This window comes from Marinobacter sp. LV10MA510-1 (assembly GCF_002563885.1).
Lineage (GTDB): Bacteria > Pseudomonadota > Gammaproteobacteria > Pseudomonadales > Oleiphilaceae > Marinobacter.
On the sequence record NZ_PDJA01000001.1, the window covers coordinates 1,595,348 to 1,617,770 of the forward strand.

General features: G+C 56.1%; 23 protein-coding genes. 7 read left to right on the forward strand and 16 right to left on the reverse strand.

Translation table 11 applies throughout. The features are described from left to right. Positions 1-162: 162 nt before the first annotated feature. The 10 genes from ATI45_RS07615 to ATI45_RS07660 all read right to left on the reverse strand — a co-directional run bounded on the left by ATI45_RS07615 (position 163) and on the right by ATI45_RS07660 (position 7,901). Positions 163-936 (reverse strand): AraC family transcriptional regulator, encoded by a 774-nt coding sequence (locus ATI45_RS07615; protein WP_098418958.1) that lies wholly within the window; start codon positions 934-936, stop codon positions 163-165. Positions 937-1,035: 99 nt separating this feature from the next. After that, positions 1,036-1,665 carry a dTMP kinase gene (gene tmk / locus ATI45_RS07620; protein WP_098418959.1) on the reverse strand — a complete coding sequence of 210 codons (630 nt, stop codon included), beginning with the start codon at positions 1,663-1,665 and terminating at the stop codon, positions 1,036-1,038. Next, complete coding sequence (gene mltG, locus ATI45_RS07625; protein WP_098418960.1) at positions 1,662-2,780, reverse strand: endolytic transglycosylase MltG; 1,119 nt, start codon at positions 2,778-2,780, stop codon at positions 1,662-1,664. Before mltG ends, tmk begins: the two co-directional genes overlap by 4 nt. Before the next feature lie 5 nt (positions 2,781-2,785). After that, the gene (locus ATI45_RS07630; RefSeq protein ID WP_098418961.1) at positions 2,786-3,646 is read right to left on the reverse strand and encodes an aminotransferase class IV; all 861 of its coding nucleotides are present in this window, start codon (positions 3,644-3,646) and stop codon (positions 2,786-2,788) included. A gap of 140 nt (positions 3,647-3,786) precedes the next feature. Continuing rightward, positions 3,787-4,020, reverse strand: coding sequence for an acyl carrier protein (acpP, locus tag ATI45_RS07635; protein ID WP_014871749.1), 234 nt, complete (start codon positions 4,018-4,020; stop codon positions 3,787-3,789). 133 nt (positions 4,021-4,153) lie between these two features. After that, a complete protein-coding gene (gene fabG / locus ATI45_RS07640; RefSeq protein ID WP_098418962.1) occupies positions 4,154-4,897 on the reverse strand; it encodes a 3-oxoacyl-ACP reductase FabG in 744 nt (247 codons plus the stop codon). Between the two features lie 60 nt (positions 4,898-4,957). Then, positions 4,958-5,896 carry an ACP S-malonyltransferase gene (gene fabD / locus ATI45_RS07645; protein ID WP_098418963.1) on the reverse strand — a complete coding sequence of 313 codons (939 nt, stop codon included), beginning with the start codon at positions 5,894-5,896 and terminating at the stop codon, positions 4,958-4,960. A 78-nt stretch (positions 5,897-5,974) separates the two neighbouring features. Beyond that, a complete protein-coding gene (plsX, locus tag ATI45_RS07650) occupies positions 5,975-7,006 on the reverse strand; it encodes a phosphate acyltransferase PlsX (protein ID WP_098418964.1) in 1,032 nt (343 codons plus the stop codon). Positions 7,007-7,031: 25 nt separating this feature from the next. Further along, a complete protein-coding gene (gene rpmF / locus ATI45_RS07655) occupies positions 7,032-7,211 on the reverse strand; it encodes a 50S ribosomal protein L32 (RefSeq protein WP_098418965.1) in 180 nt (59 codons plus the stop codon). 135 nt (positions 7,212-7,346) lie between these two features. After that, positions 7,347-7,901, reverse strand: a complete 555-nt coding sequence (locus tag ATI45_RS07660) for a YceD family protein (protein ID WP_098418966.1) — start codon at positions 7,899-7,901, stop codon at positions 7,347-7,349. Positions 7,902-7,992: 91 nt separating this feature from the next. On the opposite strand from ATI45_RS07660, the gene ATI45_RS07665 reads away from it, so the two are divergent. After that, positions 7,993-8,646 (forward strand): Maf family protein, encoded by a 654-nt coding sequence (locus ATI45_RS07665; RefSeq protein ID WP_179888392.1) that lies wholly within the window; start codon positions 7,993-7,995, stop codon positions 8,644-8,646. Here ATI45_RS07665 and ATI45_RS07670 read toward each other — a convergent pair. From ATI45_RS07670 to rluC, 3 genes are read right to left on the reverse strand one after another with little or no spacing between them, the layout of a single operon-like run. After that, entirely contained in the window at positions 8,643-9,668 is a 1,026-nt protein-coding gene (locus ATI45_RS07670; RefSeq protein WP_098418967.1) for a S49 family peptidase, read from the reverse strand. The genes ATI45_RS07665 and ATI45_RS07670 overlap by 4 nt on opposite strands. A 30-nt stretch (positions 9,669-9,698) precedes the next feature. Next, positions 9,699-10,346, reverse strand: coding sequence for an HAD family hydrolase (locus tag ATI45_RS07675; RefSeq protein WP_098418968.1), 648 nt, complete (start codon positions 10,344-10,346; stop codon positions 9,699-9,701). Then, positions 10,343-11,338, reverse strand: a complete 996-nt coding sequence (gene rluC, locus ATI45_RS07680) for a 23S rRNA pseudouridine(955/2504/2580) synthase RluC (RefSeq protein WP_098418969.1) — start codon at positions 11,336-11,338, stop codon at positions 10,343-10,345. The genes ATI45_RS07675 and rluC overlap by 4 nt, the downstream gene beginning before the upstream one ends. 613 nt (positions 11,339-11,951) lie before the next feature. Here rluC and rne point away from each other — a divergent pair. Both rne and ATI45_RS07690 read left to right on the forward strand, forming a co-directional pair. Next, positions 11,952-15,254 carry a ribonuclease E gene (gene rne / locus ATI45_RS07685; RefSeq protein ID WP_098418970.1) on the forward strand — a complete coding sequence of 1,101 codons (3,303 nt, stop codon included), beginning with the start codon at positions 11,952-11,954 and terminating at the stop codon, positions 15,252-15,254. 2 nt (positions 15,255-15,256) lie between these two features. Beyond that, positions 15,257-15,799 carry a YecA family protein gene (locus ATI45_RS07690; protein WP_098418971.1) on the forward strand — a complete coding sequence of 181 codons (543 nt, stop codon included), beginning with the start codon at positions 15,257-15,259 and terminating at the stop codon, positions 15,797-15,799. Positions 15,800-15,859: 60 nt separating this feature from the next. Here the strand turns inward: ATI45_RS07690 and ATI45_RS07695 are convergent, their stop codons facing one another. Continuing rightward, complete coding sequence (locus tag ATI45_RS07695; RefSeq protein ID WP_416376564.1) at positions 15,860-16,771, reverse strand: PHP domain-containing protein; 912 nt, start codon at positions 16,769-16,771, stop codon at positions 15,860-15,862. A 130-nt stretch (positions 16,772-16,901) separates the two neighbouring features. On the opposite strand from ATI45_RS07695, the gene ATI45_RS07700 reads away from it, so the two are divergent. The 3 genes from ATI45_RS07700 to ATI45_RS07710 all read left to right on the forward strand — a co-directional run bounded on the left by ATI45_RS07700 (position 16,902) and on the right by ATI45_RS07710 (position 18,307). Next, positions 16,902-17,201, forward strand: coding sequence for a YciI family protein (locus ATI45_RS07700; protein ID WP_098418973.1), 300 nt, complete (start codon positions 16,902-16,904; stop codon positions 17,199-17,201). Positions 17,202-17,339: 138 nt separating this feature from the next. Further along, a complete protein-coding gene (locus ATI45_RS07705; protein ID WP_098418974.1) occupies positions 17,340-18,011 on the forward strand; it encodes a TIGR04211 family SH3 domain-containing protein in 672 nt (223 codons plus the stop codon). Between the two features lie 5 nt (positions 18,012-18,016). After that, the gene (locus tag ATI45_RS07710) at positions 18,017-18,307 is read left to right on the forward strand and encodes a PilZ domain-containing protein (protein ID WP_098418975.1); all 291 of its coding nucleotides are present in this window, start codon (positions 18,017-18,019) and stop codon (positions 18,305-18,307) included. A gap of 85 nt (positions 18,308-18,392) precedes the next feature. On the opposite strand, the gene rraA is transcribed toward ATI45_RS07710, so the two are convergent. Both rraA and ppsA read right to left on the reverse strand, forming a co-directional pair. Next, positions 18,393-18,911 (reverse strand): ribonuclease E activity regulator RraA, encoded by a 519-nt coding sequence (gene rraA, locus ATI45_RS07715; RefSeq protein WP_098418976.1) that lies wholly within the window; start codon positions 18,909-18,911, stop codon positions 18,393-18,395. 215 nt (positions 18,912-19,126) lie between these two features. Then, the gene (gene ppsA / locus ATI45_RS07720; protein WP_098418977.1) at positions 19,127-21,499 is read right to left on the reverse strand and encodes a phosphoenolpyruvate synthase; all 2,373 of its coding nucleotides are present in this window, start codon (positions 21,497-21,499) and stop codon (positions 19,127-19,129) included. Positions 21,500-21,605: 106 nt separating this feature from the next. Between ppsA and ATI45_RS07725 the strand changes: the two genes are divergently transcribed. Next, the gene (locus ATI45_RS07725; RefSeq protein ID WP_098418978.1) at positions 21,606-22,421 is read left to right on the forward strand and encodes a pyruvate, water dikinase regulatory protein; all 816 of its coding nucleotides are present in this window, start codon (positions 21,606-21,608) and stop codon (positions 22,419-22,421) included. The last annotated feature ends 2 nt before the right edge of the window (positions 22,422-22,423 follow it).

Genomic DNA, 22,423 nt, shown 5'->3' on the forward strand with positions numbered 1-22,423 from the left:
TTGATGCCAGTCCTCATACATTAGTATTACTACGGATCTCGATCTTGCAAATTCCTACTGTTTATTTGCAAATTCCTGCGGAAATTGAATTTACCCGCTTAAACCCCGAAAAATCAGACGCAATTGGAAGAAATCGAAAGAAAAACGGAAGGAAATCGGAGCTTAACAGCGAGCACGCAGAGCACTCGCGGTCGTTCCGCGGTACTTTCGCAGCGCGTTGGCCAATGCGCTTTGAGAAGAAAATCCGGTACGGTGGCTAATTTCAGACACTGACAGCGACGTTCTCTCAAGCAGTTTCGAAGCCTGCTCGATTCGGGTTTGCAGAAGAAATTGATGGGGTGTGGTGCCGGTGCTCTGGCGAAACAGATCGTGAAAACGGCTGACGCTCAGGCAAGAAACGGCAGCCATGTCCTGAACGCCGATGTCGCGGTGCAGGTTTTCAAGCAAAAAACGACGCACCGTCTCGGGGTTCACAGTGTTGCGCAGGGGCGCGGGATGCTGCGGCACTTCTGCCAGGCGCTGGGCCAGACAATGCAGAATGGTCCCCGCCAGGTGCTGGTGCAGCGAGCTGTTCTCCGGAGCCCGGTCAAACTCGTCGGCGGCAAACTGCACCAGGCCCTGAAGCCGGTTGTCCAGGCGCAAGGTACTCGATTGCCGGAACAGAGGTTTCAGGCGCTGATAGTGGCTGTGGGCACTGCTGCCAGCGCTGGGCATGTAGGGGTCGACATCAATCACCAATACATGATTACGCTGGTCGCCACTGTAATCATGGCGCGCATCGGTGGGAACCAGGCACGCACGCCAGGCATCCAGATGGGAAGCATTGCCATCAACGAACAAATCGGCCTCACCCTGCACACCCACAACCACCTGATGGTGTTCGTGGCGATGCTGGTGCGAAGCGGTAGGCAGTTTCAACAGCTTTGCGTTCAGCATAAGTTCCGCTCTTTGACGCGGACAAGCGCCATTCAGGATTCACTCGTGTGCACGGAGAATCCGCGTACTACTAAAGTAAAGCAGTCATCGCGCAAATATTCAAAGATTGACGATCGCGAGAAGCAAGCGCTCCACATCTGCACTTACCCGCGCCAGCGGTTGGCTGGCATCTATAATGTGGTAACGCTGAGGATCGCGACGGGCACGCTGTAAATAGGTTGCGCGAATACGGGCGAAAAATTCCACGGTTTCCTGCTCAAAGCGATCCAGCTCTCCGCGCTTGCGGGCGCGAGCCATGCCGGTTTCCACCGGCGCATCCAGCAGCACAATATGGTCAGGGCGAAGATCGCCCTGCACCAGCGTTTCCAGCAACTCTATACGCTCGGCGGGCGTGCCGCGGCCACCGCCCTGGTAAGCAAAAGTTGCATCGGTAAAACGGTCACACAACACCCACTGGCCAGCAGTCAGCGCCGGCAAAATGCGGGTATGCAGGTGCTGGGCACGGGCGGCGAACATCAGTAGCAGCTCGGTCAGCTCATGCACTGGTTCGTCTCGCGGCGCCAGAAGGAGCTCGCGAATCGCCTCGGCCATAGGTGTACCGCCAGGCTCGCGGGTGACCAGAACGTTGATACCCGCAGCGCGCAAGCTGGCCGCAGCAGTAGCCAACTGGGTGGACTTTCCCACCCCTTCGGTGCCTTCAAAGGTTATAAAACGGCCCCGCTGACTCATGGCTGTTTTTCCGGTACTTCCTGCTGCGCGGAACTGCTCTCGGCGGCGTCCTCCGCGGGCACAACGGGCGCCGGAGACGACCGGTAATCACTGCGCCGGTTCAGTTGGAACTGCCGAACCGCCCGCTGGTGTTGATCCAGGGTATTGGAAAACGTGTGCGTGCCATCACCGCGAGCCACAAAAAACAGCGCTTTACCGTCAGCGGGGTGCAGGGCTGCATGAATGGCTTCGCGACCGGCCAGGGCGATGGGCGTGGGCGGCAGACCGTCAATTCGGTAAGTGTTGTAAGGCGTGTGCGTCTGCAGATTTTTACGGGTAATGCGGCCTGTATACTGGTCACCCATGCCGTAAATCACCGTTGGGTCGGTTTGCAGGCGCATGCCCTTGTGCATACGCCGCACAAACACGCCGGCTACCTGCTCACGCTCGTGCGCTGCGCCGGTTTCACGCTCGACAATAGACGCCATAATCAGCGCTTCGTAAGGCGTTTTGTAGGGCAAATCCGCGGCCCGGGCAGCCCACTCTTCCGCCAGCACGCTCTGCATACGGTCGAACGAGCGCTGCAGCACATCAAGGTCGGAGTTGCTGCTGATAAACAGATAGGTATCGGGGAAAAACCAACCTTCGGGATGCTTGCCCTCGGCACCTACCGCCGTCATGATTTCGGCGCTGCTCCAGTCTGCGGTTATTTGTTGCAGGCGCGGAGCCGCGGCCAACGCCTTGCGCACCTCGGCAAAGGTCCAGCCTTCGATGAATTGCAGCGCCCAGTGCTTGGTGTCGCCGTCGATCATCATTTGCAGCATGTTTTTCGGGCTTTGGCCGTCTATAAATTCATACTCACCGGCCTTAACCAGGGTTTGCTGCGGATGCAGCCTGCCGTATACCCGCAACCACAGGCTATCGGGCACCAGGTTCTGTTGCTCCAACTGCCGGGCAACCTGGCTAAAAGCGGTACCCTGGGGCACGGCGAACAATTGCGGCTGTTCCAGCTGGCCTGGCATATCCAGCGTTTTCAGGCCCTGGGACACCCACAGTGCCGTTCCAGCCGCCATCAGCAGCGCCGCTCCCAGCATCATTAGAATTAATTTATTCAACAAGGACAGTTTTTTAAACAAGGAGTCTATTCCAGAGTGGTCAGCAGGTCACAGATTGTCGCAAGTCCGCCGGTGACAGGCAAATGAGCATTAGCCAATTGATAAACCGGCACCACACCCAGCACGCTACTGAGCAAATACAGACCTTCACAGGCTGGCACCCTAAGGTCAGCCAGTTTGAGCGAACGCTCCAATACCGGTTCACCGCGGCGGCGCAGGCAATCAAGCACCCACTGGCGCATCACACCGTCTACCGCCAGAGCCGTTGCCGGCGGTGTTATCCATCCGGCCGTGGTTTTTACCAGTACATTGGTTCTGGTGCCCTCTACCAGGCAATCATTGTGGTCACACATGATCAACTCAAAAACCCCATCGGTCAGTTCACGAGCCGCCATCACCTGCTCCAGGCGATTCAGGGTTTTCATACCGGCCAGCTGCGGGTTAACCGTTAATCTTTGCCGTGCAATATCCGCGACCACACCCGTTGCCGGCGGCAGTGGCGGCAAAGGCCCGGCGCTGACCAGCAACTGCGGGCAGCTGTTACTGTCTGGGCGATAGCCGCGCCCACCCGGGCCACGGCTAAGAATCAGCTTCAGCACCCAGCCACCTTTCCCGGGCCAGCCGCCTGTCCCGGAATGGGCATCCGTTTTTTCGCCAAAACCCGGAGCATAGCGTTCCGCCGCTAATTGGCAGGCGCGGCTCAGGGCATCGTGGCCAACCGTGATACCCAGGCGTTCGGCATCGGCTAGCAGTCGGCGCTGGTGGCGGCCCAGCAGGGCACCCCGCCGGCCCTGCATGCGAATGGTTTCAAACAGTCCGTCACCATAGGCCAACCCGCGGTCATTCGCTGCCAGTCCGCCCTCTTCCGCCCACACAACATTCACCACCTTCCCGCTCCCACTTTCGATTCCTTTAACACTTCTAACACGTCTAACACTTCAGCGTTCGAGCCGATTTTTGCCAATAAAAAAGCCGCACCTTGAATGACCAAGGGCGGCTTTTTTATTGCCTACTAAACGTCAGCGTATCAGGTATGCGATACGATGTAGTCGATGGCATTCTGAACGCTGGCCAGTTTTTCGGCTTCTTCGTCAGGAATTTCAGTTTCGAATTCCTCTTCCAACGCCATAACCAGCTCAACGGTGTCCAGTGAGTCAGCGCCCAAATCTTCAACAAAAGAAGATGAGTTTTGAACTTCGGACTCTTTAACGCCCAACTGCTCGCAAACAATCTTCTTAACGCGCTCTTCAACTGTACTCATAATGTCCTCACTTTGTGTGTCAACCAAGCAACCAATTGCTGCCAGTTTAGTGTAAAGCCTAACTGCAAACAAGCAGCGGCTGTTGGTAACCAATTGTGCGCCAAGGGTTTACCGCACATGCCCGCCTGCGGGCTTACCCCATGTACATACCGCCGTTTACGTGAATGGTTTCACCCGTCACATAGGCAGCTGCATTCGATGCCAGAAACGCAACAACTGCCGCGACTTCTTCCGGCTCACCCAAACGACCCGCAGGAATAACGTTCAACATAGCGTCACGCTGACCGTCGTCCAGTTTACGGGTCATATCAGTATCAATAAACCCTGGAGCCACACAGTTGGCGGTAATTCCACGGGCAGACATTTCTTTTGCCAGGCTCCTGGTAAACCCTTCAACGCCGGCCTTGGCCGCGCAGTAGTTACCTTGGCCCGCGTTACCCATGCTGGCAACGACCGAGCTGATATTAATCACCCGGCCCCAGCGCGCTTTTGCCATGCCACGCAGTACCGCTTTACTGGTGCGGTATACGCTGGTCAGATTGGTTTCCAAAACATCGGCCCAGTCATCATCTTTTAAACGTAGTAGAAGATTATCACGGGTAATACCGGCGTTATTGACCAGAATCAGCGGAGCGCCAGATTTTTCGGCGATCGTTTTCAGACCGTCTTCAATGCTCTTCGGGTCGGCAACGTTCATTACCAAACCGTAGCCTTTGAAGCCACCGGCCTGCAATTCGGCGCTGATCGATTCAGCACCTGCGGCGCTGGTGGCGGTACCGATCACTTCGGCACCCTGCTCTGCCAAAGCCCGGGCCACGGCTTTACCAATCCCCCGGGTAGCACCGGTAACCAGTGCAACTTTGCCTTCCAGAGACATGCAATGCATCCTTATTCCGTTCAAATTTATTGTTGAATAATCAACAGATTTTGCCTGATTTCAGGCTTTAGGAAACGCTGCCAGTGCTTTTTTCAAGCTGGCTTCGTCTTCAATATGGTATACCGCCAGGTCGCGCTCTATACGCTTGACCAGCCCTGCCAGTACTTTTCCGCTGCCGCATTCAACGGCCACTTCTACACCATTATCAACCAGAGTGCGCACCGAATCTATCCAGAGTACCGGCGAATACAGCTGCTGCAAAAGGTTTGACTTAAGTTTAGCGGAATCTGTCTCGGCCGCGGCGTTAACATTTTGTATAACAGGTACGTGGGCGTCGCTGAACCTTACGGCGTCTAAAGCGTCTGCCAGCTCTTCAGCCGCGCCTTTCATCAGCGCACAATGTGACGGCACGCTGACCGGCAGCGCCATGACTTTACGCGCGCCTTTCTCTTTACAGGCTTCAATCGCGCGATCGACAGCGGCGGTATCGCCAGCAATCACCACCTGGCCCGGGGCGTTAAAGTTCACCGCCGACACCACATGCCCTTGCGCCGCGCTGGCACAAGCTGCAATCACGTCGGCAGCCTCCAGGCCAAGAATGGCGGCCATTTTACCTTCACCGGCGGGCACCGCTTCTTGCATCAGTTCGCCGCGCAGCCGCACCAGCTTCACTGCTTCCACAAAATCCAGGCTCTCGGCAGCAACCAGTGCGCTGTACTCACCCAAGCTATGGCCGGCGAAAAAGTCCGGCAGAACTCCCCCTTCGACACACCACTGGCGCCACAGAGCCACGCTGGCTGTTAATAAGGCGGGCTGGGTAATCATAGTCTGATTCAGCTCTTCAACCGGGCCTTTCTGGCACATCTGCCACAGGTCATAACCCAACACACTAGAGGCATCGGCAAACGTTTTGTTGATAATGGGCCAAGTCTCGGCAGCTGAAGACAACATGCCGATAGACTGAGAACCCTGGCCGGGGAAAATAAAGGCTGATTTCATAGGTCGAATCTTATCGTCTTTAAAGGTTTGCGGAAGCTAGCCAATAGTACATGCCAGCACAGGTACTGCGCACCCCGATCATAACAGGATTTCATCAAGTCGTTCGTTAATGCGCCGGGGCACCTCGCACTCAACCTCACGCACTGCCAGGCGGACCGCTGCCAACACACCATGCTCATTGGCATTACCGTGGCTTTTAACCACCACCCCCTGCAGGCCAAGCAAACTCGCTCCGTTATGACGCGACGGATCAATCAGCCGCAACAGTTTCCGCAGCAGCGGTTTGGCCAGCAAGCCCACAAAACGCCCATACAGCGAGCGCGTGAACGCCTGCTCCAACAGCTCAATTAACAGCCCGGCCACACCTTCGCCGGTTTTTAGAGCGATATTACCGACAAAACCGTCGCACACCACTACATCGGCCACATCACTGAACAGATCGCTGCCCTCTACATAGCCAATGTAGTTAATCGTATCGCTCTGGGCCAGTAAGTGGGATGCAAGGCGCACCTGCTCATTGCCTTTGTTCTCTTCTTCACCCACGTTCAAAAGTGCCACACGGGGTTCAGACTTGCCGGCTACAGCGGTGGCCAACAAAGACCCCATAAGCGCGTACTGGTAAAGATTTTCAGCGCTGGCATCCACGTTGGCGCCCAGGTCCAGCACGTGGCAGCGGCCCCTTAACGACGGTATGAGTTTAGCGATCGCGGGGCGCTCGATACCCGGATACATACGGATGATGCTGCGCCCGAAACCCATGAGAGCTCCGGTGTTGCCGGCACTGATGCAACCGCCGGCTTTACCATCGGCAACCAGGCGCACAGCCACCGCCATCGATGAATTGCGTTTGTGGCGCAGGGCGAACGACGGGCGGTCATTCATTCGCACCACGTCGGCCGCTTCCTCAATACGAATACGGCTGTGACCCTGAGGCGCGCTCTTTAACAACAAAGCCTCAAGCTCGCTCCGGATTCCCACCAGAATGATGCTCAAGGCTTTATTTTCGTGCACTGCCTGAACCGCTGCTGAAACAGTCACTGAAGGCCCACGATCGCCGCTCATGGCGTCGATCGCAATTGTGACAGGCTTCACCGTGTGTGTTTCAGGCATAGATCAGAGCAATCCCGTAACGGAATTACTCGTCGCGCGCTTCAATGACCTGCTTGCCACGATAGAAGCCATCAGGCGACACGTGGTGGCGGCGATGTACTTCACCGGTAGTTACGTCAGTAGACAGTGCAGCGGCGCTCAGCGCGTCGTGTGAACGACGCATGCCACGCCTGGAACGGGTTTTACGACTCTTCTGTACAGCCATGGTTCAACTCCTGACCTGTAAACGCAATCCTGAGCTAAAACGCTGCAAGTCATGCGTATGGTTATTGATAAAAATGAAACGCTCTGAAAACCGATTTTGAAACCATAGTTCGAAAACACAGCTCAAAAAAAGCCTTCAGTGCTTCGTGTTTTTAAGGCCCGCCAGCACGCTGAACGGGTTCTCGGCGGATTTCCCGGCCGGCTCTTCTGCATTACTGCCAGGCTCCAGGGCTTCCAGATCTTCTCGCGCCGGGCACTCGTCGCGCTCATGAAGCGGGAACGGCGGCAGCACCAACAACAGCTCGTCTTCAACCATCAACCATAAGTTGGCGTTGAAGTCGTCTGTCAAAAACGGTTCAAGGCTTTGCGGTAGCCGTTGCGCCTGCTCGTCACTGGTGACTAGCCCCAGCTCAAAGTGTGAACGTAAAGTTACCTGCATTGGCCCCATGCAACGCTGACACTGCAACTGCACCGGAGCCGCCAGCTCACCGCTTACAACACGGCGACGTTCAGGATCCATCCAAAAGGACAGACGAACGCTACAAACGGCGTTGTCATCCAGGCCCATGACGGCATCGCGGAAACGAGCTAAAGCCCCAGTAGGCACATCGCCTTCCAGAACCGTATGCTGTTCCGCCAGCTTGTATGGATCGACGGATTTGGGTAGCTTGGAATTTATCGCATTTGACATAGGCGCGCAATTCTAGGGGCGACACGGCCCCGTGTCAAAGACTTCATCGGCTTTTGGCCGGGTTTTACGGATAACCCTACAAGGATACACCATGGCAGACACATCTTTGCCCCGCAGCGGCCACGCCAAACAAACCGATAATGGCACTTCACCCACTCTGGTGCTGGCGTCGTCTTCACCCTGGCGGCGCGAGCTGCTTCAGCGCCTGGGCCTGAACTTCGACTGCGCCAGCCCGAATATTGATGAAAGCCCGGCCAGAGGCGAGGCACCGCAAGAACTGGCCTTGCGCCTGGCCCGGCAAAAAGCCGAAGCCCTGGCTGAACAATACCCGCAACACTGGATTATCGGCTCGGACCAGGTCGCCTGCCTGGCCAATGGCGAATTTCTCGACAAACCCGGAACACACAGCAATGCCGTGAGCCAGCTCACCCGCAGCAGCGGGCAACAGGTATACTTCTATACCAGCCTCTATTTACTAAGCAGCTCTACGGGTGCCAGCCAGCAGCACTGTGAACCTTTTAACGTGCAGTTCCGCTCCCTGAGCCAGGCCGAAATAGAAGCCTACCTGCGGCGCGAACAGCCCTATCAGTGCGCCGGCGCTTTCATGATGGAAGGCCTCGGAATCACTCTGTTTGACAGCCTGCAGGGGCAAGACCCGAACGCACTGATTGGTCTGCCCCTGATTGCCCTCAATCGAATGCTCATTAACTGGGACTGCAACCCGCTTCTTCAAGGCGCCCGCTAACGCAATTCCAGACGCTGCTCGCTGACGTATTGCGCCACACCATGGCCTACCGAAACGCCAAGCTGATCCATCAGATTCCGAAGCGGTGAGCGCGCGCGACTGTAGTCAACCAGATTCTCGTGGCCGACAATCTGCCGCGCCACATAGGAGGTACTGCCAAGACCATCAATCAAGCCAAGCTCCAGCGCCTGTTCGCCACTCCAGATCAGGCCGCTGAACACTCTTGGATCGTCTGCCAGGCGATCACCCCGTCCCTGCTGCACAGCCGCAATGAACTGCCCGTGCGTGTTCTCCAGAACACTTTGCCAGAACGCCACTTCTTCTGGCTTCTCGGCAGAGAACGGGTCCAGGAAGCCCTTGCTGTCACCGGCGGTGTATAACCTGCGCTCGACCCCCAGTTTCTCCATCACTTCGGTAAAGCCAAATCCACCCGCCACCACACCAATGGAACCCACCAGACTGGCGCGATTGGCGTATATTTCATCGGCCGCAGATGCAATGTAGTAAGCACCCGAGGCGCCGACGTCAGAAATCACCGCGTACACTTTCTTGTCGGGATATTCAGCCCGCAGGCGCTTGATTTCATCGTACACGTAACCGGATTGCACCGGACTGCCACCCGGGCTGTTGATGCGCAAGATCACCGCAGCGGCGTCAGGCTCTTCAAACGCCGAGCGCAACGAACTGACAATATTATCGGCGCTGGCCAACTCATCAGCTGCAATGGGGCCATCGACGCCTATCACCGCGGTGTGCATGCCACCGGTCGCACTTTCGATCCCCTGCCCCAGCGGAAACTTGAACAGCAACACAATCCCGAACAGATAGGCAAACGTCAGTAACTTGAAAAATATGCCCCAACGTCGGCTGCGGCGCTGCTCCACCTGCATCGACATGACCAGTTTTTCAATCAGTTTACGGTCCTGGCGACTCTGCTTTCCTTCGCTTGCGCCGGCTACCGCCGCTGGCTGATCATTCCAGCCCGGCTTGCCGTCGTTTTTGCCTGAATCCCATTCGCTCATTACACATCCTCTATGGTGACTGACCTATTCTTACAAACCCAAAACCTGACGTAAATCTGTGACCGTTTCAACAATGGCGTGGGGTGCATACTGGCCCAGCACGTCACGTTTGTGCACACCCCACTCCACGCCGATAGAGGGCATGCCAATCCGTTGCGCCATGTCCAGGTCGTAGCGGGTATCGCCAATCATCACCGCCTGTTCGGGCTTGATGCCATAAAACTCCAGAATCCGCGCCAACATCGCAGGGTCTGGCTTTGAGCGGGTCTCATCGGCGCACTGGGTGATTCCGAAATGCGGCCCCAGACCGCTGGAACTCAAGGCAAAATCCAGCCCGCTGCGATTCTTACCAGTAGCGACGGCACAGTGACGCCCGGCTCCGCGCAAATCTGTCAAGGTATCGGCAATACCGGCAAACACATTTTGTGGCGTGGTGGTTTTCTTGAAGAAGTGCTCGCGATAGCCCTCACGCATTCCAGTGATGTCTGCCGTGCTAATACCGGGGTACAGCTGCTGCAGTGCCTCTTCAATGCCCAGCCCGATAATATCCCGGTAAGCCTCACGCGCAAGCGCGGGGAAACCCAGGGCGGTCGAGGCCAGGTGCAAACTCTCGGCAATGTGCTCTACGGAATCGACCAGGGTGCCGTCCCAATCGAAAATAACCACTTTTACGTTCATTCATTGCGTCCTGTGCGGGCTGCAAGTTTCTGTAAAGCCGCCGTGAAGGCGTTGTCATAAGGTGCTTCCAGCTTCAGCGCCGGGCTGTGACCGTCGCCGTCTGGCGGCAAGCTCAGCTCCAGCGCCTGTGCGTGAAGCATCAGGCGCGAGCCCCCCAGGGCGCGAAACGCCTTCAGGCTGGCATCGTCCATATATTTGTCGTCACCGGCAATAGGATGACCGGCAAAAGCGGCGTGCACGCGAATCTGATGAGTACGGCCGGTGACCGGTGATGCCTCTACCAGGCTGTAACCGTCGTAACGCTCCAGGCAGCGAAACAGCGTCAGCGATTCTTTGCCGGCGTCGTCCACTTTTACCCGGCGTTCGCCGTTGGGCATTTCATAGCGCAACAGCGGCTGGGCCACTTTACTCACCCCTGCCAGCCAATGGCCGGATACCAGGGCATGGTAGTGTTTACGAATGCGCCTGTGCCGCAGTTCATCCTGCAGGTAACGCAGGGCCGAGCGCTTCTTCGCCACCATCACCAATCCCGAGGTATCCCGGTCAAGTCGGTGCACCAATTCCAGAAATCGCGCCTGTGGTCGCCCGGCCCGCAGCACCTCAATCAGCCCGAAGCTCAAGCCACTGCCGCCATGAACCGCAATACCGGACGGCTTATTCACCACCAGCAGCTGTTCGTTCTCAAACACGACAGCTGCCTCTACCACCGCCTGCACCCTGTCGCCGGGCGCGACCTGAGGTGCTTTTTCTTTACGCACCACCGGAGGAATGCGCACCTGATCACCGGTTTTTACCCGGGTATCAGGCTTTGCACGGCCCTTGTTAATTCGAACCTCGCCTTTGCGAACAATGCGGTAAATGATACTTCTAGGAACGCCCCGCAGCTGCGCCATCAGGAAATTATCCAGACGCTGGCCGTGATTGTCTTCGTCTACCGTTACCCACAGCACAGCCGGGCGCGGGATTTCAGGAGACGGATTTTTCTGCGACATGAAATTCCTTTAGAATGAAGCGGGCTTCGTTGCTTGGCCCGGGGAATACTGTTATATTTCGATGTGCTACGCCGTTTGTTTACGGCCTGACAGACTCCAGTCAGAAGCCGGAGCGGTTGCAGTATACCGACACTACTTGCGAGTTTGAATTGAAGTGGCTCGCAAGCTTGAAATGAAGCAGCTCTTAAGTTTGAAGTGCAACAGCAATGCCGGGCTCTTAATTGTTACAGCCGCGGCGACGAAAGACTCCCCACATCCCGGCGCAGGACCAACATTGGCTGCTAACCGGCACGGGAGCCGAAACAAACCTTGCGGAATACCGCCGGGGACGACATAACGAAGATTCATTGCCACGCAAGGCCAGGCCGTCCAGTTTACGAATACGACGTAAGACCAAGCACTTGTGTGAACCTGAAAACGGATAACATGCGCCTACAGACAATCACCTTAACCGATCCTTTCCTGCCCGCGGGCACCGGAATCATCGATGGTGGTCTAGAACAAACAGAGTTGCGCCCCATAAGGGCTTGATTCGTCTGGCAGCCTCCACTTCGCTAATGCCTTTCTCGATGGTTTTCTGTTTAAAATCAAACGACAGGAATTCATCCTTTCCATGAAAAGAATGCTTATAAATGCAACTCACCCCGAAGAGTTGCGCGTCGCCCTGGTTGACGGCCAGCGCCTATTTGACCTCGATATCGAATCCAGCTCACGGGAGCAAAAAAAGGCCAACATCTACAAGGGTAAAATCACCCGGGTAGAACCCAGCCTGGAAGCCGCCTTTGTGGATTTTGGTGCTGATCGTCACGGTTTTCTTCCGTTAAAAGAAATCTCCAAGGAATACTTCAAAAAATCTCCCGGCCAGATCGAAGGCAAGGTCAACATCAAAGATGTGATCGCCGAAGGCCAGGAAGTGATTGTTCAGGTGGATAAAGAAGAACGCGGCAACAAAGGCGCAGCGCTAACCACCTATATTTCGCTGGCTGGCCGTTACCTGGTTCTGATGCCCAACAACGCCCGTGCCGGTGGCATCTCCCGCCGCATTGAAGGCGAAGAACGGGCCCAGCTTAAAGAAGCCATGAACCAGGTTCAGGTACCCAAGTCTATGGGTATCATTGTTCGCACCGCGGGCATTGGCCGCAACAGCGAAGAACTGCAATGGGACCTGGACTACCTGGTACAGTTCTGGGAAGCCATCACCCAGGCCGCTGGCGAACGTAAAGCACCTTTCCTGATTCATCAGGAAAGCAACGTGATTATCCGGGCCGTGCGCGATTATCTGCGCCAGGACATCGGCGAAGTGCTGATTGACGCCGCCGCCGTGCACGAAGACGTGCTGAATTTTGTGCGCGCCGTCATGCCTACCTTTGAAAACAAAATCAAACTGTACAGCGACGAAATCCCGCTGTTCAGCCGTTACCAGATCGAAGGCCAAATCGAAACCGCCTTCCAGCGTGAAGTAAAACTGCCGTCTGGCGGCTCTATCGTGATTGACCCGACCGAAGCGCTGGTGTCCATCGACATCAACTCCTCGCGGGCTACAAAAGGCCACGATATAGAAGAAACCGCGCTGCAAACCAACTTGGAAGCCGCCGAAGAAATCGGCCGCCAGCTGCGTCTGCGGGATATGGGCGGATTGATTGTTATCGACTTCATTGATATGACCCCGGCCCGTAACCAGCGCGAAGTAGAAAACAAAATGCGCGAAGCCCTGGAAATCGACCGCGCCCGTGTTCAGGTCGGCAAGATTTCCCGCTTTGGTTTGCTGGAAATGTCGCGCCAGCGTCTGCGCCCGTCGCTGGGTGAAACCCGCAGCGAAGTATGCCCGCGCTGTGAAGGCCAGGGCACCATTCGCGGTATCGAATCCTTGGCGCTGAGCATCATGCGCCTGATTTACGAAGAGTCTTCCAAAGACAAAACCGGCGAAGTACGTGCCGTTGTGCCGGTATCCGTGGCTACCTTCCTGCTGAACGAAAAGCGCAAGCAGCTGGCGACGATTGAAGCCAATCAGGAAGTGTCGATTGTGATTGTGCCGGTTCCGCAAATGGAAACCCCGCACTTTGAAATCATCCGCATGCGCGACGACGAAACCGGTTCCGAGCACATATCCAGCCACCAGGTGGCTCAGGAATACAGTGAGCGCGAAGAAGAAGTCGCTGACGTAACCGTGCAAGAAAAACCCGTGCGCGAACAGGCCGCCGTAAAATCCGTGCGCCCCACCGCACCCGTGCCTGCGGCGACACCGGCAGCAGCACCCGCTAAAGCCGCAGCCGCAGCCGTGCAAGCCCGCGACGAAGGCATGTTCAGCCGTTTGGGTCGTAAAATTGCGCTTTTCTTCAACGGTGAAGAAGAAAGCCAGCCCGCTGCTAATAGCAGCAGTAGCCGCAATGCCAAACCGGCAGGCAATAGCGACAGCTCCAAGCAGCGCCCCACCACAAGCCGCAATGAGCGCCAGGACCGTCGCAAAACCCGCGTCGCCCGTGACGACCAGCAAGACAGCCGCGGCAGTGGCGAACGTAGTAGTAGCTCTAGCTCCAGTAATCGTAACGACGATAACCGAAGCAATCGCACCGACGACAGCCGCAGCCGCAGCAACCGCGGACGCGCTCGCAGCGAAGACAAAACCAACACAGGCAGCCAGAACAGCAGTGCTCAAAGCAGCAACTCCCAGAGCAGCAATTCACAAAGCAGCGGCGCCCAGAGCAACAATGTACAGAACGGCAACACCCAAAGCAGTGGCAACGACACACGCCGGGATGGTCGCCGCGACAACCAGAATCGCAGCCGCTCCAACCGCGATTCAACTCGTGACACAAGCCGCGATGGCAATAAGCCGAACGCTGAACAGGCGGATCAGAAGCCGGCTATAGAGCAAAAAGCTGCAGAACTCCGCAGCTCAAGCCCTAACCCAAGCCCAAGTCCAAGCTATAACGACCAGAACGATGCGCAGAGCCCCGCAGTTGCAGGCAGAGCCGGTGGTGACGAAAAACGCCGCAGCAAGCCTCGCCGCAGCCGTGGCCGTGATGGTTCACCGGCTGAGAATCCGGTATCAAACCCGGCCGAGCGCAAGGCAGCTCGCAGTGAAATTCATCAACAAGACACCCAGTCGGAAACCCGTGACGCCGAAGACCGCGCCAAAGCGAAGGCCAAGGCCGCTGACAAGCCCGCAGATGCTCAGGTACAGCCTGCAGTAGCTGCAAAACCTGCCGAGCAAGCAGCGCCGCAGGTTGCACAAAATACGGCAGACGCGTCGTCTGAAACAACCCGCGAGCAGCCTGTTGCAGCAAAGCCGGTAGAAAAAGCGCCGGAGCCAGAAGTAGCCAAAACCGCTGCGCCTGCATCCGAAGCGCCTGCTGAAGCAGCCCCGGAAAGCGCAACGGTTTCTGCGGCCAAAGCAGCACCTTCCAGAATAGATGCCTACAATGGCGGCACCCGAAAGGCGGCAGATAAGCCCGCAAAAGCCAACACACCTGAGGTAGATAGCCCGAAGGTAGATAGCCCGAAGGTAGACAGCCCGAAGGTAGACAGCCCGGAGGTAGCGAGCCCAAAGCTGGATAGCGTGGAAGCTGAAAGCTCCACTGCTGAAGCCACGCCAGCCGACGCAGAGGACGAAAACGCGGATAAGCCAACCAAGCCAACCCGCAAGCGCACCCCTGCCCGCAAAGCCAAAGCGGCGAAAACAGAACCCGCTAACGAGCAAGAGCCGCAGCCCGCAAACAACGGCGCCAGCAACAACAACGCCGCCACCGCTAAAGCCGACGTTGCTGCCGAGCAGCCAACGGCAGCACAGGTAGCCGACGCAGCGCCCGAAACTCCGGCAGCACCAGTAGCGCCGGGCCGGGCTTATAACGACCCACGTGAAGTACGTAAGCGCCAGCGCGCAGCGGAAACTGCCAAAAATGGCGGAGGCGAGTAATTATGCTAACCGACGCTGACATTGAAGCCCTGGAAGAAATTCTGTTTGCAGAGCCCTGGGGCGAAGACGCAGTAGACTTCTTCGGTTTCCACGGTTTGGTGTGTGCCAGCGTTGTGGGGCCAGTAGACTACTCGGTAGACGAGCTGTTCCTGCTGGCCACAGGCGTTGACGCCCTTCCCGGTGGCAAAGTGCCAGACGTGTTCAGTCGCTGCGTGCAGAAACTGAGCGGCGCCATGGCCAACGCGCTGGATATGGGCCTGGCCCTGGAACTGCCCGAGCCTGAAGACGATGACCCCATGAACGCACTGGAAAACTGGTGCGCCGGGTTCATCGAAACCTTTATGGAACGGGAAGACGCCTGGATGGAAGCCGCCAGCGAAGAAGAAGTGGGCGATTTGATTCTGCCCATGCTGGCGCTGTCCGGCTTATTCGAAGATGAAGACTTCCAGAACGTGCGCGACAGCGAAACCCTGTCGACACAGATGGCAGAGGCAATCCCGGATTCACTGACCGACCTGTACCTGTTGTTCCACGCGCCAGACTGATTCGGCGCCTTACCCTATTGCGTTAGCGCGCCCACGCTTATAAAAAGCGGGGCGACGGAATCAAAGCGCGATGGGTTGCCTGAAATGATGCCAGACGGGTGAAAGCCCTTCTGGCATTTTTTGTATCCGCCCCAGCTCCGCCCAAGGCGCCTTAGGCGTATGAAAATCACTGCCTTGGGATGCCCATAAACCCTCGGTCTGGCATAGCTGCACCAAAAAGCCGATGTCTGAAGATGTCAGGCCCGGACTACACACTTCCATTCCCTGGCCACCGGCGCGCCGGAAATCTGCCACCAATGCCCGAAGTTTGGTCGCGCTCAAGTCGTACTTACGCGGGTGCGCCAGCACTGCTATACCGCCAGCGTCGTTTATCCAGCGCACCACTTCTTCCAACTCTGGCCAATAGGCTTTTACATCTCCCGGCTTGCCTGCACCCAAGTGACGCTTGAATGCCTGGGCAATGTTCTTTACCACACCGGCATCCACTAACGCCTGGGCAAAATGCGGGCGCCCCGGCACATCCCCACCGGCGTGTTTGGTCGCGTGTTCTAACAGATTATCAACCTTCAACCTGGCCAGGCGCTCTACAATCACGCCGGCACGGGCGTGGCGATTGGCATTCTGCTGCTGCAACCGCGCCAGAAACTGCGGATCATCTTCGGCAAAATCCAGACCCACAATATGAATGGTGTGGCTTCTCCAGGCGCAAGACAATTCAACGCCGGCAATCAACTCAATATTGTAATCCTGAGCGGCAAGTCGCGCCGGCCCCAAGCCGTTAAGGGTATCGTGATCGGTTAATGCCAGATGGCTAACGCCCTTCTGGTGGGCCCGGGCCAGCAAGTCAGCGGGGCTCAGGGCGCCGTCTGACGCAGTGCTGTGGCAATGCAGGTCGATGCACAACGGCGGGTGTTGCGGTATAGTCGCGTCATGCTGTTGAGCTGACTGATGCTGCATAATAGTCACAAGCATTCCTGATTTCGGGGAAGGGTAAACATTTTAACGTAGCCCACTATAACAGCCATCACCGATACGACCGAGCTTAAAAGCCACACTGAAAAGCCGAACCTAAACGCCGAACCTAAACGAAGAGCGCCCTCTTATGTACTACGCTATCATCAGTGAAGATATCCATAACAGCCTGGCACTTCGCCAAAGCGCCCGCCCGGCTCATCTGGAGCGTTTGCACACATTGGCCAATGAAGGCCGTTTATTGGTTGCTGGCCCACACCCGACCATAGACACCAATGACCCTGGCGATGCCGGCTTCAGTGGCAGCCTGGTAATAGCCGAGTTCGAATCCCTCGAACAAGCACAAAGCTGGGCAGACGCAGATCCCTACGTCAGCGCCGGAGTTTATAGGCAGGTGCAGGTGAAACCGTTCAAGCGGGTATTGCCCTAGTATTCGACAATAGGTACCTGATAAAAGTCGCCATGAGCGTTTGGTAATGAATACGCGCTTGATCGACAAAGCCAGTGTGCCAGAATTACATCCTTATCCATTTTTTGTTCAAACAGAAACTTTCAGGAACCCCGTCCAGTGACCCCTTTTCGTCTGCTTGTTGTCCTCGTTTTTGTGTTCTCGTCCATTGCCGCGGCCCAGGCCCGAACTGTGTGGGTAGACGACAAAATCTACCTGCCAGTGCGCTCTGGCGCAGGCAACCAGTTCCGTATCATTGAGAACGCCGTGCCCAGTGGCACCGCGATGGAGTTGCTGGAATCTGATCAGAATGGCCACAGCAAAGTACGCACGGCCAAAGGCACCGTGGGCTGGGTGGCCAGCCAGTATCTGAGCACAACACCGATTGCCGCAACACAGCTCGCGCAAGTGCGTAAGGAACTGGAAACCGCACAGGCGGAAGTACGCCAAATGCAGGACCTGTTGGCAAACATAACCGGTGAACGCGACAGTCTGCAAAATTCCGAAAGCAGCCTGGCTGACCGCTCGTCCGAACTTATGGCTGAACTCAAACGTATCAAAGATATTGCCTCCAACGCGATTAATCTTGAGCGCCGCAATGGCGAGTTGCTGGAAGAAAATCAAAAAATTCGTAATGAACTGGAAGTACTGACAGCAGAAAACGAGCGCATGGAAGCCGGTAAAGAATCAGACTTCATGCTGCTCGGCGCCGGCTTGGTGCTAGGCGGTGTGTTGTTGGCACTGCTGATACCGATGCTAAAACCCACCCGTAAAAACGACAACTGGGCCTGAATGCTATGAGGGATTATTCAGAAAAGCGTGATTTTCATCGAATGCAGGTGAACACGGATATTGAAATTATAGACAGCAACGGCAATACCTTTGCCGGCGTGTGCCGTGACCTGAGCGCTTCGGGCATGCAGATTCTGGTGGCTCAGCGAATGGCTGTAGGCTCTGAGCTGCGCACCACCCTGCACCCCACCAGCGATAAGTTTCCGCCATTGGAGACCCTGTGCGATGTGTTGCGCTGCGAGCCCGAGGGTGATGGTTTTTTGTTGGGTGTGAATATTGCTGAAGTGACTGACTAAAAGATAGGGGACAGACTTGAAGTCTGTCCCCGGTCCGAGAGAGCAAAGTAGGGGACAGATTTGAAATCTGTCCCCGGTCCGAGGTTCACACCAACGCTTTCTCCGACACAATAATGCCGTTGTTATCGGCGTACACAAAATGCCCCGGGTGGAAGGTAACCCCACCGAAGGTCACGGCAATGTTCAGGTCACCCACATCATGCTTTTCTGTTTTGCGCGGATGGGTTCCCAATGCCTGCACGCCAAGAGCGGTTTTGGCGATCACATCGGCGTCGCGAATACAGCCATAAATAATCAGCCCGGCCCAACCGTTACTGGCCGCTTTTTCCGCCAGCATATCCCCCAGCAGTGCGTTGCGTTTTGACCCACCACCGTCGACGACCATTACCCGGCCAAGGCCCGGCAAGCCTACCTGCTGTTTCACCACCGAGTTATCTTCAAAACACTTCACGGTCACAATCTCCCCGCCAAAGTTGTCAATGGCGCCAAAGTTGCGAAACCCCGGTTCAACAACCTGTACTTCTGGAAATTCGTCGCACAGGTCAGGGGTTATGACCGTTCTTACCGTCAGGCCGGCAGCATCAGACACGTTCTTCTCAGACACAGCGTAATCACTCCTTTTATCAGCACCGGGAAATAGGGGACGGATTTGAAATCCGTCCCCGGTCGGTGGTTTAGGTTCAGCTTGGGCAAATAGGGGACGGATTTCAAATCCGTCCCCAGTCGGTGGTTTAGGTTCAACCGTATCGTGATAGAACCAGACACGCCGCCTGCATCGATTGCGGGCGCAATGAATGCGATGAAGGCGGCGTCTACTCATCAGTACGGCTTCTGATCTGCCAGAAAGAACCAGGTATCCAGCACCGAATCCGGGTTTAAAGACACGCTGTCGATGCCCTGCTCCATTAGCCACTTGGCCAGGTCCGGATGGTCAGACGGGCCCTGTCCACAAATACCAATGTACTTACCGGCCTTACGGCAGGCCTGAATGGCGCTCGACAAGAGCACTTTAACCGCGTCGTTACGCTCATCAAACAAGTGAGCAATAATGCCGGAATCCCGGTCCAGGCCCAAAGTCAGCTGGGTAAGGTCGTTAGACCCGATAGAAAAGCCGTCGAAGTGCTCCAGGAACTGATCCGCCAGCAGCGCGTTACTGGGCAGCTCGCACATCATGATCACCCGCAGGCCATTCTCGCCCCGCTTCAGACCGTTCTCCGCCAGCAACTCCATAACCTGAGCCGCTTCGCCTACGGTGCGTACAAACGGAATCATCACCTCTACGTTGGTGAAGCCCATTTCGTTGCGCACCCGCTTCATGGCACGGCATTCCAGCTCGAAACAGTCGCGGAAGGTTTCAGAGATGTAGCGCGATGCACCGCGGAACCCCAACATCGGGTTTTCTTCATCCGGCTCGTAAAGCGCGCCGCCAATCAGGTTGGCGTACTCGTTAGACTTAAAGTCTGACATGCGCACAATCACTTTCTTCGGTGCGAACGCCCCTGCCAGGGTCGAAATACCCTCCACCAGCTTGTCCACATAAAAATCCACCGGCGACGAATAACCGGAAATACGCTTGTCGACCGTCTGCTGGATATCACGGGGCAAAGTGTCGTAGTTCAACAGCGCTTTGGGGTGAACACCAATCATCCGGTTGATGATAAATTCCAGACGGGCCAGGCCAACGCCTTCGTTTGGCAGCGCCTGAAAGTCAAAGGCGCGGTCCGGGTTGCCCACGTTCATCATGATCTTGAACGGAATGTTGGGCATGGATTCTATGGTATTTTCGCGCAGTTCAAAGTCCAGCGCGCCCTCATAAATAAACCCGGTGTCGCCTTCAGCGCATGAAACCGTCACTTCCTGGCCGTTGTTCAGCAATTCGGTGGCATCGCCACAGCCAACCACCGCAGGAATACCCAGTTCACGGGCAATAATGGCCGCGTGGCAGGTACGGCCGCCACGATCGGTGACTATGGCGGAGGCGCGCTTCATCACCGGTTCCCAATCTGGGTCGGTCATGTCGGTAACCAATACATCGCCGTCTTGCACCTTGTCCATTTCATTGATGCTGGTGATAATTTTCACCGGGCCGGCACCAATCTTGTGGCCAATGCTGCGGCCTTCCACCAGCACCTTGCCGGTTTCTTTCAGCAGGTAGCGCTCCATCACGTTGGCAGAAGCGCGGCTTTTTACGGTTTCCGGGCGCGCCTGCACAATGTAAATACGGCCGTCGTCGCCGTCTTTGGCCCATTCGATGTCCATCGGGCGCTGGTAGTGATTTTCAATAATCATCGCCTGCTTGGCGAGTTCTTCCACTTCCGCATCGGTGATGCAGAAACGGCCACGTTCGGCGGCGTCGACCTTCACAGTTTCCACAAACTCACCCTCGGTCGGGTTTGTGTGGTAAATCATTTTGATGGCTTTGCTGCCCAGATTGCGGCGTAGCACCGCAGGGCGGCCAGCGGTCAGCGTGGACTTGTGCACGTAAAATTCGTCAGGGTTCACTGCGCCCTGTACCACGGTTTCGCCCAGCCCGTAAGAGCCGGTGATAAACACCACACCGCGGAAACCGGATTCGGTGTCCAGAGTAAACATAACGCCGCTTGCGGCGGTCTCACTGCGCACCATCTTCTGGATGCCTGCCGACAGGGCAACCAGTTTGTGGTCGAAGCCATGGTGAACACGGTACGAAATCGCGCGATCGTTAAACAAAGAAGCAAACACTTCTTTCACCGACGTGCGAATCTTGTCCAGACCAACTACGTTCAGGAAAGTTTCCTGCTGGCCCGCAAAAGAGGCGTCTGGCAGGTCTTCCGCGGTGGCGGAGGAGCGCACCGCAACTGCCATTTTAGGGTTGCCGTTCTGAAGCTGGGTATAGGCTTCAGCCAAGGCGTTGTCAAGCACTGCGGGGAAAGGCGTAGCAATCACCCATTGGCGGATCTTCGCGCCAACGCGAGCCAGTTCGTTAACGTCGTTAACGTCCAGCACGTCCAGGGTTTCATCAATTTTGTCTTTCAGGCCATCGGTCGCCAGAAACTCTCGGTAAGCGTGAGAGGTCGTCGCGAACCCGCCGGGCACAGTCACGCCCGCATTGGCGAGATTACTGATCATTTCACCGAGGGAAGCGTTCTTACCGCCTACCCGGTCCACATCAGACATTCCCAGGTGTTCAAACCAAATGATGTAATCTTGCAAAATGCATCTCCCTTGAGTCGGTTTCGCGGAGTGTCGAATGTGGGGTGTCGGATTTGGAGTGTATAATACTGGAAATTGTGGCAATTACATAGGGAACCGCTCCAACATGAAACGCACCGCATTCTTTCTGTCAGACGGAACAGGCCTGACGGCCGAAGGGCTAGGACACGCGCTGCTGGCTCAGTTCGAAAAAATCGACTTTGAACGCATCACCGTTCCTTACATAGATGATGAGAACAAAGCCCACGAAATTGTGGAGCGCATCAATCTGGCTTCTGAACACGACGATGCCCGCCCGCTGGTATTCGACACCATTGTGAACAACGATATCCGCACAATTGTGTCTACCGCAAACGGCTTTATGGTGGATATATTCGGAACGTTTTTAAACCCGCTGGAACAGGAACTGCAGTCTGCATCGTCCTACACCGTGGGCAAATCACACTCCATTGTAAACGGCGACAATTACGAGCGCCGCATTCACGCAGTGAACTTTGCGCTGGATAACGACGACGGAGCACGCATTCGACATTACGACGAAGCCGACCTGATTCTGGTGGGCGCATCCCGCAGCGGCAAAACACCCACGTGCCTGTACCTGGCCCTGCAATACGGTGTGAAGGCCGCCAATTACCCTATCACCGAAGAAGACCTGACAGACCAGCAGTTACCAAAAGCACTGCGACCCCACAAACAAAAAGTGTTCGGCCTGACCATCGAGCCGGAACGGCTGGCCACCATTCGCAACGAACGCAAGCCAAACTCCCGCTATGCGTCCATTAGCCAATGCATGCATGAAATTGAGGAAATAGAGCTGATATACCGTCGCGAGCGCGTGCCGTTTTTAAACACCACGGCTTACTCGGTGGAAGAAATTTCGACCCGTATTATGGTAGCAACCGGGCTCAAACGAAATCGCTGAGC